Annotated in this window: 12 protein-coding genes; 6 read left to right on the top strand and 6 right to left on the bottom strand. The window is 75.3% G+C overall.

Annotated features, from left to right (window positions below):
- Positions 1-2: 2 nt before the first annotated feature.
- The 4 genes from lnt to E6U81_RS24040 all read right to left on the bottom strand — a co-directional run bounded on the left by lnt (position 3) and on the right by E6U81_RS24040 (position 4,024).
- The gene (gene lnt / locus E6U81_RS24055) at positions 3-1,655 is read right to left on the bottom strand and encodes an apolipoprotein N-acyltransferase (RefSeq protein ID WP_136232171.1); all 1,653 of its coding nucleotides are present in this window, start codon (positions 1,653-1,655) and stop codon (positions 3-5) included.
- A gap of 61 nt (positions 1,656-1,716) precedes the next feature.
- Positions 1,717-2,232 carry a hypothetical protein gene (locus E6U81_RS24050; protein ID WP_136232170.1) on the bottom strand — a complete coding sequence of 172 codons (516 nt, stop codon included), beginning with the start codon at positions 2,230-2,232 and terminating at the stop codon, positions 1,717-1,719.
- 73 nt (positions 2,233-2,305) lie between these two features.
- Positions 2,306-2,869, bottom strand: a complete 564-nt coding sequence (locus E6U81_RS24045; RefSeq protein ID WP_136232169.1) for a dihydrofolate reductase family protein — start codon at positions 2,867-2,869, stop codon at positions 2,306-2,308.
- 87 nt (positions 2,870-2,956) lie between these two features.
- Positions 2,957-4,024, bottom strand: a complete 1,068-nt coding sequence (locus E6U81_RS24040; protein ID WP_136232266.1) for an NAD(P)/FAD-dependent oxidoreductase — start codon at positions 4,022-4,024, stop codon at positions 2,957-2,959.
- Positions 4,025-4,137: 113 nt separating this feature from the next.
- On the opposite strand from E6U81_RS24040, the gene E6U81_RS24035 reads away from it, so the two are divergent.
- The gene (locus E6U81_RS24035; RefSeq protein WP_136232168.1) at positions 4,138-4,728 is read left to right on the top strand and encodes a TetR family transcriptional regulator; all 591 of its coding nucleotides are present in this window, start codon (positions 4,138-4,140) and stop codon (positions 4,726-4,728) included.
- The gene (locus E6U81_RS24030; RefSeq protein ID WP_240803985.1) at positions 4,725-5,657 is read left to right on the top strand and encodes an ADP-ribosylglycohydrolase family protein; all 933 of its coding nucleotides are present in this window, start codon (positions 4,725-4,727) and stop codon (positions 5,655-5,657) included. Before E6U81_RS24035 ends, E6U81_RS24030 begins: the two co-directional genes overlap by 4 nt.
- Here the strand turns inward: E6U81_RS24030 and E6U81_RS24025 are convergent.
- Together E6U81_RS24025 and E6U81_RS24020 are read right to left on the bottom strand one after the other, a co-directional pair.
- Entirely contained in the window at positions 5,627-7,249 is a 1,623-nt protein-coding gene (locus tag E6U81_RS24025; RefSeq protein WP_136232166.1) for an ATP-binding cassette domain-containing protein, read from the bottom strand. The genes E6U81_RS24030 and E6U81_RS24025 overlap by 31 nt on opposite strands.
- A 210-nt stretch (positions 7,250-7,459) precedes the next feature.
- On the bottom strand, positions 7,460-8,251 hold the full coding sequence (locus tag E6U81_RS24020) for an aspartate/glutamate racemase family protein (protein WP_168714719.1): 792 nt from the start codon (positions 8,249-8,251) through the stop codon (positions 7,460-7,462).
- Positions 8,252-8,999: 748 nt separating this feature from the next.
- On the opposite strand from E6U81_RS24020, the gene E6U81_RS24015 reads away from it, so the two are divergent.
- The 4 genes from E6U81_RS24015 (at position 9,000) to E6U81_RS24000 (ending at position 12,683) form a co-directional block, all read left to right on the top strand.
- Entirely contained in the window at positions 9,000-10,181 is a 1,182-nt protein-coding gene (locus E6U81_RS24015; RefSeq protein WP_136232165.1) for a glycosyltransferase, read from the top strand.
- Positions 10,182-10,428: 247 nt separating this feature from the next.
- On the top strand, positions 10,429-10,935 hold the full coding sequence (locus E6U81_RS24010; RefSeq protein ID WP_136232164.1) for a DUF6643 family protein: 507 nt from the start codon (positions 10,429-10,431) through the stop codon (positions 10,933-10,935).
- Between the two features lie 52 nt (positions 10,936-10,987).
- The gene (locus E6U81_RS24005) at positions 10,988-11,812 is read left to right on the top strand and encodes an MOSC N-terminal beta barrel domain-containing protein (RefSeq protein ID WP_136232163.1); all 825 of its coding nucleotides are present in this window, start codon (positions 10,988-10,990) and stop codon (positions 11,810-11,812) included.
- Positions 11,813-12,071: 259 nt separating this feature from the next.
- Complete coding sequence (locus E6U81_RS24000; RefSeq protein ID WP_136232162.1) at positions 12,072-12,683, top strand: hypothetical protein; 612 nt, start codon at positions 12,072-12,074, stop codon at positions 12,681-12,683.
- Positions 12,684-12,755: the final 72 nt, after the last annotated feature.

The raw sequence follows: 12,755 nt of genomic DNA, 5'->3' as shown, positions 1-12,755 counted from the left end.
TCTCAGGCGGCGCGGCGGGCGCGGATCCGGCGGGCGGCGAGTACGCCGAACCCGCCCACGGCGAGCAGCAGAAGGGCGTACTCGGGGAGCGGCCCGAGCACGGTGGCCGGGGTGCGGCCGGAGCGCAGCGGGATCTCGGCGACGAGCGCGTCCGCGGTGAACAACTTCGTCTGCGAGACGATCCGGCCGTCCGGGCGGATGACGGCGCTGACGCCGCTGGTGACGGGGACGAGGACGGTGCGGCTGTGCTCGACGGCGCGGACCCGGTCCATGGCGAGCTGCTGGTAGGTCATCTGCGTGCGGCCGAAGGTGGCGTTGTTGCTCGGTACGGCGATCACCTGGGCCCCGTCCTGGACGGTGGAGCGGACGGCGTCGTCGAAGGCGGCCTCGAAGCAGGTGACCATGCCGACCCCGGTGCCGGCCATGTCGAAGACGCCGGGGTCCTTGCCGGGTCCGAAGTCGCGGCGCACCCGGTCCACGTCGGAGCTGAAGAGCCGGACGAAGGAGCGCATCGGGATGCGCTCGCCGAAGGGCTGGATCTTGCGCTTGTCGTAGGTCGCGGTGGGGCCCGCGACGGGGTCCCAGAGGATCATCGTGTTGCGCAGCGGGCCTGTCTCGGGGGCGACGACCGCGCCGATGGCCACGGGCACGCCGATGGCCTTGACCGCCTTGTCGATGACGGCGTGGGCGTCGGGTTCGGCGTACGGGTCGAGGTCGGAGGAGTTCTCGGGCCAGACGACGAAGTCGGGCTTGGGGGCCCGGCCGGCCTTGACGTCCTCGGCGAGCTGGATGGTGCGCTTGACGTGGTTGTCCAGGACGGCTCGGCGCTGGGAGTTGAAGTCGAGGCCGAGGCGGGGCACGTTGCCCTGGATGACGGCGGCCACGACGGTGCCGTCCTCGGCGGCGTCGGAGACCAGCGGGCGGGCGGCGAGGGCGGCGCCGATGGGGGCGGCGACGGTGAGCGCGGTCAGCGCGGCGGTGGCGCGGCCGGGGTGGCGGCGGGCGATGCGCAGGGCTTCGTAGAGGCCGAATCCGCAGAGGGCCACGCCGAAGGAGAGCAGCGGTGTGCCGCCGAGGGCGGCGAGCGGGGTGAAGACGCCGTCGGCCTGTCCGAAGGCGAGCTTGCCCCAGGGGAATCCGCCGAACGGTGCCCGGGCGCGCAGGGCCTCGCCCGCGACCCAGACGGCGGCGGCGAACACCGGCCAGGCCGGAAGCCGGCTCGCGAGGGCGATGCCGAGGCCGGTCAGGCCGTAGAAGAGGGCTTCGAGGAGGGTCAGGGCGAGCCAGGGCACCGGGCCGACCTCCTCACCGGTCCACACGAGGAGCGGCAGCAGGTAGCCGAGGCCGGCGAGGGTGCCGAGCCCGAAGCCCGCCCGCGGGCGGCGGCCGTGGAGGCAGCCGGCGAGGAGGGCGAGGGCGAGCGGGGCCAGCCACCACAGGGGGCGGGGCGGGAAGCTGAGGTAGAGCAGCACGCCGGACAGCGCGGCGAGCACGGACCGGACCAGCCAGGCGCCCCTGCGCAGCGGCGCGGCCGGCGCGGCGGGGGCACCGGGGGCGCCGGGGGGCGTCACGGAGGGCGTCCGGGGCTCGGCGGGACCGTCGGCGGGCCGCGAGGGCTCGTTCGAGGAGGCCTCGCGCGTCACACTGCTGCTCATCTGGCGGAGTGTACGTCCCCGCGCCCTCGGATCCGGTAAGCGCCTCGGTTCGCCGGCCGTCTCAGCCGGCGAGGGTGCGCAGGTGGGCGCGGATGACACGGACGGCGTTCTCGGCGTCGTCGACGGTCACCGTGAAGAGCTTGCCGTCCACCAGCCTCAGCTCGAAGCCCTCGCCGCGCCGGACGATCACCGCGGTGCCCTTCTCGGGGCGCCAGCGGCAGCCCCAGCCGCCCCAGTGCTGCGGGGTGATCCGGGGGAGGAACTCGGCCGAGGCCACGTCCGCGAGCTCGATCCTGCGGCGTGGGAGCCCTATGTGGCCGCACCGCACCACGAGGGCCTGGGCGTCGATGGTGACGGCGACGTACACGAAGGCGACGGTGCCGTAGACCATCAGCAGTCCGGCGGCCAGGCAGCCGGTCACCGCCATGAGGAGCGGAACGAAGCCGGAGCTCCACGCGTTGTCGACGGCCAGCTCGATGCCGAGCGCCACGCAGGCCGCACCGGCCGCCGCGAGCAGCCACTGCAGGGGGTTGGAGGCCCGGCCCGTCCAGAGCGGACCAGGGGGGTGACCCGTCATATGTAGCAGCGTACCCACGTTCCGGCAGGCCACCACCGCCGCGCGCCCGAACGCCCGGCGGAAGGTGGTCCAGCTAGCGCACCACCCGGTAGCGGAGGTGGACGACCTTCGAGCCGAAGGTGCGGGTCCCGACGAGTTCGAGATCGACGCGGCGCCCGTCCTGGGGGAAGAACGGAATGCCGCCGCCGACGAGTACCGGGTGGACCATGACGTGGTACTCGTCGATCAGGCCCAGCGCGGCGGCCTCAGCGGCGAGCGTCGCGCCGCCGATCGCGATGTCGCCGTCCCCGGGCTCGGCCCGCAGCCGCTCGATCTCCTCCGCCAGGCCGCCGGAGGCCAGCCGGGCGTTGCCCTGGACATCCGTCAGGGTGCTGGAGAACACCACCTTCGGGAGCGGATTCCAGACCTCGATCCATTCGAGTGATGCGGCGTCGAGCGACGGGTCCTGGTCGGCGGTCTCCCAGTACAGCATCGTCTCGTAGAGCCGTCGCCCCAACAGGTGGACGCCGAGCTTGCGGGTCTCCTCGATCCAGAAGCGGAAGACCTCCTCGTCGGGCTCCGTCCAGTTGAAGTCGCCGTCCAGCCCGACGATGTAGCCGTCGAGCGAGGCTCCCATCGCATAGGTCACGCGTCGCATCAGGAATCCTCCTCGGTGAGGAATCGACACTACGGCCGCCGGTCGCCGCGGGGCCCGTCGCGACGCGCGCGAACCCGGCCGAGGGTGTCAGCCGGGGAGCATCCGCAGGAGCGCGTCGCGCAGGGCCGGGCGGCGGGCGGTCATGAAGCGGTGCAGGTTCCGGGAGCCGAAGGCGACGCGCTGGGCGCTGCGGCGGCGCTCGGCGTCGTACACGCGGAGGGCGCCGGGCAGCCCGGCCGGCCCGCCGGCGGTGACGGCGCGGGTCAGGGCCTCGGCGTCGAGCAGGGCGGTGCAGGCGCCCTGGCCGAGGTTGGGCGTCATGGCGTGGGCGGCGTCGCCGACGAGGGCGACCCGGCCGTCGGCGACGAAGCGGGGCAGCGCCGGGTGGAGGTGGCGCATCTCGTACCGGATCCAGGTTCCGGGGTCGGTGGCGGCCAGGACGCGCGGGATCGGGTCGTGCCAGTCGGCGAAGGCGTCCCGCACGTCGCGCGCGGTGGTGGCCGAGGGCACGGTGGCGTACCAGTTGGTGCGGCCGGGCTCGACGGGGGTCATGCCGAAGAAGCGGCCCTCGCCCCAGGTTTCGCCGTACAGCCCGGTCTCGAATCCGGCGATGCCGATCCAGGCGACGGTGCCGATCGGGTGTGGGCCGCTGCGGCTGCCGAAGTACGTCGTGCGCACCACGCTGCTGATGCCGTCCGCGCCGACGACCAGGTCGGCGTCGACGGCGCCCGGGTCGGTCAGGGGCTGCCCGTACGCGATCCGCGTGCCGCCGAGCCGGTCGAGCTCGGCCAGCAGGGCGTCGATGAGGTGCGGCCGGGCGATGAGCAGTTCCGGCCGGCCCGCCCGGCGCTCGATCCGGCTCAGCGGGAGGGAAGCGAGGACGGTGCCGTCGGGTCGCCGGATGCGGGCGTGCCGGTACGGCACCGCGTGCGCCCGCAGCGCGTCGCCGAGGCCCAGGCGGTCGAGCGCGGTCTGTGCGGTCGGGTGGATGCCGAAGGCGGTTCCGTAGCGTTCGGGGCCGGCCCGCCGCTCCAGGACGGTCACCGTCCAGCCCGCACGGCGCAGGCCTATGGCGGTGGCGAGCCCGCCGATCCCGGCCCCGGCGACGACGGCCGTGCCCGCTTCCCGCCCGCTCGATGCCCCGGTTCCGTCCATGGTCACGCTCCCGCCGCTCATGGCCCACTCCTCCGCCCGCACCGACCACGACCACGACCACCACGACCGTGGTACTACATCTGTGGTACCACGGTTGTGGTTATGCTGGCAACGTGAATCACGACCGGAGGGACCGGCTGCGGGACGCGGCCGTCGCCGTACTGGCGGAGTCGGGCGGGCGCGGGCTGACGCACCGAGCCGTCGACGCGGCCGCCGAGGTGCCGACGGGCACGGCCAAGAACTACTTCCCCACACGGGACGCGCTGCTGCGGGCGGTGGCCGAGCGCTGCCTGGAGCAGTACCGGGCGCTGGCCTCGTCCCTGGCGGGGGCCGGGCCGGGGCCCGCCGACACGGAGCAGCTCGCGGCACTGCTCGCCGGGCTGCTGCGCAACGTGGCGGGGCCCGGTCGATCCCGCGTCCTGGCCTACCTGGAGCTCCAGACCGAGGGGACGCGGCGGCCGTGGCTGGCCGCGTTGCTGGACCCGATCGCCGCGGGGGACTTCGCCGCGTACGCGCACCTGCTGCGCGCGGCCGGGCTCCCGGCCGGACCGGAGCCGGCCCGGGCCCTGACCCTCGCCCTGCACGGCGCCGTCCCCCACCTGCTCACCGGCGCACCGGACACCCTGGCCGCCGCCGGCCTGGACGACCTGGACCGCTTCGCCCGCGGCCTGCTGGCCGCCGTATGCGCCGGGGAGGCGCGGTGAGCGCGCCCACCCGGCTCGACCGGGCGGTGGGCGCCGTGCTCGGGTCGGCGGCGGGCGACGCTCTCGGCGCCCCCTACGAGTTCGGGCCGGCGGGGCAGCTGAGCGCGCGGGGCGCGGAGATGCTCGGCGGTGGCGGCTGGGATCCGGGCGAGGCGACGGACGACACGCAGATGGCCGTCCTCGTCGCCGAGTCGCTGCTGGAGGAGGGCGGCCTCGAACTCCCCGACATCTTCCGGCGGTTCCAGCGGTGGGCGGCCGGGCACCCGAAGGACATCGGCCTCCAGACAGAGGACGTACTGACCAACGGCCAGCCCTGGGACCTCGCGGCGGCTGTGCACTTCCAGATCAACGCCCGGGCGGCAGGCAACGGTTCCCTGATGCGGGCCGCCACCTCGGCCGTGTACTTCTCCGCCGCCGGACGGGAGGCGACCATGGACGCCGCTCGGCGGATCGCGGCGCTGACCCACGGAGACCGGGCCGCCTGGGAGGGGACCGCGATCCTGCACGAGCTCGTCCGGGTCGCCCTGGACGGCGCCGATCCGCTCGCAGCCCTCCCGGCCGCGCTCGACGCGGTGCACCCGGACCACCGCGAGCGGTACGGACGGGTACTCGCCCCCGACTGGCACCCCGGCCTGGCCACCGAGTTCAACGGGGCGGTGTGGCCCTGCCTCGGCTCGGCGGCGTGGGCGCTGCGGACCACCACGGGGTTCGCCGAGGCCGTACGGGCCGCCGTGGACCTGGGCGGGGACACGGACACGGTGGCCGCGGTGACGGGCGCCCTGGCCGGCGCGCGGTACGGGCAGGGCGCGGTGCCCGCGCACTGGACGGCCACGCTCCACGTGCCGCTGCCCGGGTTCGGTGAGCGGGCCCTGGACGCGGAGGACCTGCGCGCACTGGCTCAGCGGCTCGTGGCGGCCGGCTCCCGCTGAAGGTCCAGGCGGCGGCCGCGGAATCCCGCGCGCAGCCGCCGGTCGTGGGTGACCACGACGAGGGTCCCGCCGAAGTGGGCCAGGGCCGCCTCCAGTTCCTCCACGACGGCCGGGGCCAGGTGGTTCGTCGGTTCGTCCAGCAGGAGCAGGTCCAGGGGGCGCGCCACCAGCCGGGCCAGCTCCAGCTTCCGGCGCTGGCCGGCCGAGAGGGTGCGCACCGGCCGGGTCAGGTCGGCCGGGGCCAGCAGGCCGAGCCCGGCGACGAACCGGTCGGCGTGCTCCTGCCCGAACAGCTCGACGGCCGAGCGGGGTTCGCCCGCCCAGGGGTCGTCCTGCCGCAGCAGCCCCACGCGCTCAGGCGTCCTCACGAGGCCCTGAACGGGCTGCAGTTCACTTGCCAGCAGGTGCAACAGGGTCGATTTGCCAGCGCCGTTGGGCCCGGTGACCAGCAGCCGCTCCCCCGGTGCGAGTTCCAGGGTGACCGGTTCGAGCCGTCCCGGCACCGCTGCGCCGGCCAGTTCCACGGCCGCGGCGGCGCCGGCGGCGCCTTCGGTGAACCGCCCGGTGAAAGTGAGCGGCCGCGGGGGCGGCGGGACGGGGTTCTCGGTCAGCCGGTGCAGGCGTTCGCGGGCGGCGCGGATGCGGCTCGCGGCGCCGTGGGTGCGTGACCGGGCGCGGAAGGCGCCGGCCCCGCTGAAGCCCCGCGGCAGCTTGCGCGGGACCGCGGCGAACCGGCCGATGTTGGTGTCGGCCAGCCGCTCGGCGCTGCGCACCTCCTCACGCCATTCCTCGTACTCCCTCTCCCGGCGGGCCCGTTCGGCGGCCCGGCCGGCCAGGAACCCGCCGTAGCCGTTGCCGAAGCGGCGCACCGTCCGGCGGTCCGCGTCGACCTCCAGGACGGCGGTCGTGACCCGGTCGAGGAAGAGCCGGTCGTGGGTGACGGCCACGAGGGTTCCGCGATGCGCCCGCAGGTGCTCCTCCAGCCAGGCGACGGCCTCGTCGTCGAGGTCGTTGGTCGGCTCGTCGAGCAGCAGCAGTTCCGGCCCGGCGGCCAGGACGGCGGCGAGGGCGAGCCGGGAGCGCCGGCCGCCGGACAGGGTGCCGAGCCGGCGGTCGGGGTCGAGGTCGGCGCGCTCTCCGAGACGGCGCAGGGTGGTCGCGACCCGTCGGCGGGCGTCGCGGCCGCCGCGTGCCTCGTATGCGGCGAGGAGGTCTCCGTAGGCGGCGAGCTCCTCGGGGCCGGCCCGGTGCAGGAGGGCTTCCGCGGCGCGGATCCGGCGTTCGAGGGCGCGCAGGTCGGCGAGGGCGAGGTCGACGGCCTCGCCGACGCGGGCGTCCGGCGGGAGGTCGAGGGTCTGCGCGAGGTGCCCGGTGCCGCCGGGGGCGGTGACGGTGACCTCGCCATGGTCGGGGCGCTCCCGTCCGGCGAGGAGCCGGAGCAGGGTGGACTTGCCGGAGCCGTTGTCGCCGACGACGCCGACCCGCTCGCCGGGCCGGACCGTGCAGCTGACCCGGTCCAGGACGACGCGGGTGTCGCAGCTCTTGGTGACCTCGGACAGGACGATCTGGGTGGAGGCGAGTGGAGCGCGCAAGGGCGGTTCCCTTCAGAGGCATAAGACGAGACGGTTCGTCTCGTCACATGGAGAAACATAACGCGCCTCAGGGCGGCACGCAAGACGGTTCGTCTCGCGATGGATGAGGTAGGGCGGGCGGGGCAGGGCCGAGTGCGTCGTGGCCAGGTCCTGGTGGCAGCGTGACCGGCGGCGGTTCGCGCGGCGGGCCGGACGACGCCTGGGCGGGCGTCAGCCGACCGGCGCGCCCTGGCCCGACAGCAGTCGGCCCTCCGCGTACGCGAACGCGGCGGCGGGCAGGGCCGCCTCACGGCCGCTGTGCAGGACGGTCAGCCCGCCCGTGCGGGGCAGGCCGGGGTCGGCGGTGACGCCGAGGCGACGCAGCGCCTGGAGGGCCACGGGCTCGGCGGAGCCGTAGTAGACCAGGTCCGCTCCCCCGGTGCGCGCGGCCAGGGCGGCCCGGATGGGAGCTCCGGTCAGCTCGTAGTGGGTGCAGCCGAGCACGACGTCGGTGACGTCGGCCGGGGTCAGCGCGGCGGCCGCGGCGACGGCCGCGGTCACGGCGGCGTCGTCGGCCGCCTCCACCGCGTCGGCGAGCCCCGGGCAGGGCACTTCGGTGACCTGGGCGCCGGTGGCGAAGTCGCGGATCAGCCCGCGCTGGTAGGGGCTGCCGGTGGTGGCGGGGGTGGCCCAGATGGCCATCCGGCCGCCGGCCGCCGCGGCCGGCTTGATCGCCGGTACGGTCCCGATGACCGGGATGGCCGGCTCCAGTTCTGCCCGTACGGCGTCCAGGGCGTGCACGGTGGCGGTGTTGCAGGCCACGATCAGCGCGTCGGGGCGGTGCGCGGCGGCGGCCCGGGCCACGGCCAGCGCCCGCCCGGTGAGGTCGTCGGGGGTCCGCGGGCCCCAGGGCATTCCGTCGGGGTCGGAGGAGAGGACCAGATCCGCGTCCGGCCGCAGCCGCCGCACCGCCGCGGCCGCCGCGAGGAGGCCGATTCCGGAGTCCATGAGCGCGATCTTCACCCGGCCACCTTAGTCGACCCCGGCTCCGGCCGGACCCGGCACCGGCTGCATCCCACCCCCGCACGCCGCCGACGGGGCCCCCGTACGGCGGGGGTGCGCGCACCCCCGCGTGCCGCCTGCGGCCGCCCCACATCCGAGAACCGCCGCAGCAGGCCGGCCACGGCACACCACCCCAGCGACCCGAGCCCCGCCCACCAGCGCGCCCGCCCCGTGCGGACCCGGCGCGCGCACGTCGCGTCGCACCCGGGCGCCGTCGCACCCGCCCACCGAAGCGCCCGCCGACAGCAACGCGCAGCCGCGACAACCGGCCTGTGCGCGTACGGCCGCCTGCACCCCCGCGGACCTCGCACCGCCCGCGAGGCAGCTGTCCCCGCCCCGCGTGCCGCGGCGACCGCCTGCGCACACCCGGGCCGCCCGGCGGGACCACCCACGCCCCGGCCGGCCGGCAGCATTTCGCCCGCCCGCCGCGTTCGCCGGCTGCCGCCCGCGCCGGGCGGCGCCGCGTGCACCCACGGCCGACCACCCACGCGCCGCATCCGCCTGCGGGAGCCCCGCCCGGACCGCACCGGGCCGCCGGCCGCCGCGTCGTACCGGCCCGCGCCCGCCCGCGCCCGCCCGCGCCCGCCCGCAGCTCCGATCCGCTGCCGGGGCCCGGCACAAGCGCACCCGTCCACCCCCCGGGAGGGGCGCCGCACCGGGGGCCGGGCGGATGCGCGACAGGCCGCCGGCGGCGCGGGACACTGCCGCCATGGGCCTCCTCACCATCGCCACCGCCGCGTCGTTCACCTCCCTCGCCGCTTGGCTCTGGCTCACCTTCGCCCAAGGCATGTTCTGGCGTACCGACGTCCGGCTCCCCGCACGATCCGCCCCCGCCCGCTGGCCGTCCGTGGCGATCGTCGTACCCGCCCGGGACGAGGCCGAGGTGCTGCCCCTGAGCCTGCCCTCGCTCATCGCCCAGGACTACCCCGGTGAGGCCGAGGTCGTCCTCGTCGACGACGGCAGCACGGACGGCACCGGTGCCCTCGCCCTCCGGATCGCCGCCGAGCAGCCGGGGCTCCCGCTCACCGTCGTCTCCCCCGGCGACCCCGCCCCGGGCTGGACCGGCAAGCTGTGGGCCCTGCGCCACGGGATCTCCGTGGCCCGTACCGCGCACGCCACCGAACCCGACTTCCTCCTGCTCACCGACGCCGATATCGCGCACGAACCGGACAGTCTGCGCGAACTGGTCTCCGCCGCGACCTCCGCCGACCTCGACCTCGTCTCGCAGATGGCCCGGCTCCGCGTCGTCGGCCTGTGGGAGCGGCTCGTCGTACCGGCCTTCGTGTACTTCTTCGCCCAGCTCTACCCCTTCCGCCGGATCAACCGGCCCTCCGCGCGAACCGCCGCGGCCGCGGGCGGCTGCGTCCTGGTGCGCACCGGTGCCGCCGTGCGGGCGGGGGTCCCCGACCGGATCCGCCAGGCCGTCATCGACGACGTCTCCCTGGCCCGCGCGGTCCAGGACTCCGGCGGCCGGATCTGGCTGGGGCTCGCGGAGCGGGTGGACAGCATCCGCCCCTACCCGACGCTCGCGGACCTGTGGCGGATGGTCTCGCGCAGCGCGTACGCCCAACTGCGCCACCAGCCCCTGCTGCTGGCCGGGACGGTCGCCGGGCTGGCGCTGGTCTACCTGGTGCCCCCGGCCGCCCTCCTGGCGGGCCTCGCCACCGGGCACCCCGCCGCCGCGTGGGCCGGCGGCCTCGCCTGGCTGCTGATGGCCGGCACCTACCTGCCGATGCTGCGCTACTACCGCCGGTCCGCGGCGCTCGCGCCGCTGCTTCCGTTCACGGCGCTGCTGTACCTCCTGATGACCGTCGATTCGGCCGTCCAGCACTACCGCGGGCGGGGCGCGTCGTGGAAGGGCCGAACCTATGCCCGCCCCAGCGACGCCTGAAACGACGAACCGCCTCCCGGACCCGCGTCATCCGAGGTCACCGCATTGTGACGCTGCGTCAGCAAGAAGTCGGTGCAACGCGCAACCGGTGGGTACGAGTTGGACCAAGATGGGATGGAAGTGGCGAAATCGTGCACGTGAACGCCAAGTGAAAGCTGTGGCTCTGACCTGCGAATATGCAGGTCAGCGCGGTGTTGACGGCCCCTCGCTATGGACCCGGTGAATTCGTGGGCTTAACTTATGTCTCATGACCTCCCCCCGCTCCACTTATGGCGGCGGTTACTACTCCGCGCCCTCCTTCCCGGACACCCCCATCTACGACTCCCTCGTCGCCGAACGCGGCACTCCGCAGATCGCCCCGATCCGCGTCCCGGCCGCCTACGAGTCCCCGAGCGCGGGTTATTCGAGCGGTGGGTACCTGCCGGCCCTCCCGTCGGCCCTGCCCGCACTGCCGCCTGCCACCCCTCAGCAGCAGGCTCCGGCATACGGGTACCCGTACCAGCAGCAGGCCGCCCAGCAGCCGATGCCGCTGCAGAACGCGCCCGCTCCCTACATTCCGCAGCAGCAGCCGGTCGCGGCCCGCGCCGGGTACATGCCGCAGCCCCAGCCGCAGCAGCCCCGTCCGGCGGCCATGGCCACCGGCTACGAGGCGATGCGTCCGGCCGCGCCGCGCCCCATGCAGGTGCCGGCTCCGGTGGCGGGCGCCTCGTACGAGGATCCCTACGGCCGCCCCTACCAGGGACGCGGCTACTGACCGGGCCCCTCGCGCGCGCCGGGAAGGCGGAGCGGGCTGGCAGTATGCCCCCATGTCGAAGTTGCACGTTCAGGCGCTCCACGTCCACCCCGTCAAGTCCGTAGCGGGGACCGCTCCCGACGAGGTGGCCGTGGAGCCCTGGGGCCTGTCCGGGGACCGGCGGTGGGCCCTGATCGACCCCGAGGGCACGGTCCTGACCCAACGCCGCCATGCCCGCCTGGCCTTGGCTTCGGCGCGCCCGCTGGGCGGCGACCGGATCGCGGTGACCGCTCCCGACATGGCGGAGCTGGTCGTGGAGGCGCCCGAGCCGGGTCCGCTGGAGCCGGTGTCGCTCTTCGGGAAAAAGGTCGAGACCGTGGTCGCGGCGAGGGCCGCGGCCGACTGGTTCAGCACGTTCCTCGGGGCTCCGGTTCGGCTGGTGCACTTGGACGACCCGGCCGTACGTCGTCCGGTGGATCCCGACTACGCACTGCCGGGGGAGACGGTGAGCCTGGCCGACGGCTTCCCCCTGCTGCTCACCACGCTCGCCTCGCTGGACGCGCTCAACTCGCTGATCGCTCAGGGGGACCATCCCGAGGAGGGTCCGCTGCCCATGGACCGCTTCCGTCCCAACGTGGTGGTCTCGGGGGCCGAGGCCTGGGCGGAGGACGGCTGGCAGCGCATCGCGATCGGTGACGCCCTCTTCCGCGGCGCGAAGGAATGCGGCCGGTGCGTCATCACCACCACCGACCAGCGGACGGCCGAGCGGGGCCGGGAACCGCTGAAGACCCTGGCCCGGCACCGGCGGATCGGCAAGTCGCTGGCCTTCGGGCGACTGCTGGTGCCCCTGCGGCTGGGCACCCTGCGCGTCGGCGACGAGGTCCGCGTCCTCGCATGACGGGTCGCCCCGGGGTGGCGACCGGACCACAGGAATGACACCTTCGGGGGGCTCCGCCCCCGAGCTGGAACCAACCGGCGTGACCAGGCCGTTGGAGCAGTCAGAACAGGTGGGTACCCGCACCGGCAGTGACACCGGACGACCGGTTCCGGATCGGGTGGCACATGTCTCGTGCGTCCCGGAACGCGTCCCCCGGGGCATGCGGAAGGCGTGGGCGCGCAGACAGACGGAGACTGGCGCAAGTAGGGGGAGCCGGACCGTGCGGACAGCAATGGGTGTGTGGCGCTGGCGGCGCAATCCGCTGCGCCGACCGACCGATCTCTTCGAGGCGTGGGTGGCGTTCGCCGCGCTGGTGTGCGTCGTGGTGGTGGCTCCGGCCGTCGGCTGGGTGGCGGGCCTGCGCGTGGACGGCACGCTCCAGCAGGCCGCGTACGAACAGCGGCAGGAGCGGCATCTCGTCCCGGCCGTGGTGGTCCGGCCCGCCCCGGCCCCGACCGAGGAGGCGCCCGCCGATCCGTCGGCACAGGGGACGACCCCCCGGCGCACGCAGATCGTCGCCTCGTGGACCGCGCCCGACGGCAGCAGCCACGAGGGCACGGTGCCGGCTGCGGAGGAACCGCCCCACCCCGGCGACCGGTTCCGCATATGGACCGACGCACGGGGGCGTCTGGTGGGACAGCCGCTCGACCCGTCGGCCGCCTCCTTCCACGCGGGGACGGCGGGCCTGGCCGCCGCTGCCGGGGTGGCCGTCATGGCCGTGACGGTCCGCCGCCTGGTCGTACGACGGCTCATGCATCGTCGGTACATACGTCTGGACCGGGCGTGGGCGGCGGCCGGGCCGGACTGGGGCCGGGCGGACGCAGGTGGCTGACCTGGCAGCTCATCCGCTCCGCGCGCGCTACGGTGGAGCCGCCGGACCGGTCGCTCCTGTGGCAGCAGCCAC

Origin of the sequence: Streptomyces sp. A0592 (genome assembly GCF_004795115.1) — a bacterium.
Lineage (GTDB): Bacteria > Actinomycetota > Actinomycetes > Streptomycetales > Streptomycetaceae > Streptomyces > Streptomyces erythrochromogenes.
The sequence above is the reverse complement of the archived record's forward strand: the minus strand, read 5'-3'. Positions and strand labels throughout refer to the sequence as shown.

What these genes read in the sequence shown, in the direction of transcription:
- lnt (WP_136232171.1), bottom strand. Translation starts at nt 1,655, where the DNA reads ATGAGCAGCAGTGTGACGCGCGAGGCCTCCTCGAACGAGCCCTCGCGG.
- E6U81_RS24050 (WP_136232170.1), bottom strand. Translation starts at nt 2,232, where the DNA reads ATGACGGGTCACCCCCCTGGTCCGCTCTGGACGGGCCGGGCCTCCAAC.
- E6U81_RS24045 (WP_136232169.1), bottom strand. Translation starts at nt 2,869, where the DNA reads ATGCGACGCGTGACCTATGCGATGGGAGCCTCGCTCGACGGCTACATC.
- E6U81_RS24040 (WP_136232266.1), bottom strand. Translation starts at nt 4,024, where the DNA reads ATGGACGGAACCGGGGCATCGAGCGGGCGGGAAGCGGGCACGGCCGTC.
- E6U81_RS24015 (WP_136232165.1), top strand. Translation starts at nt 9,000, where the DNA reads ATGGGCCTCCTCACCATCGCCACCGCCGCGTCGTTCACCTCCCTCGCC.
- E6U81_RS24010 (WP_136232164.1), top strand. Translation starts at nt 10,429, where the DNA reads ATGACCTCCCCCCGCTCCACTTATGGCGGCGGTTACTACTCCGCGCCC.
- E6U81_RS24005 (WP_136232163.1), top strand. Translation starts at nt 10,988, where the DNA reads ATGTCGAAGTTGCACGTTCAGGCGCTCCACGTCCACCCCGTCAAGTCC.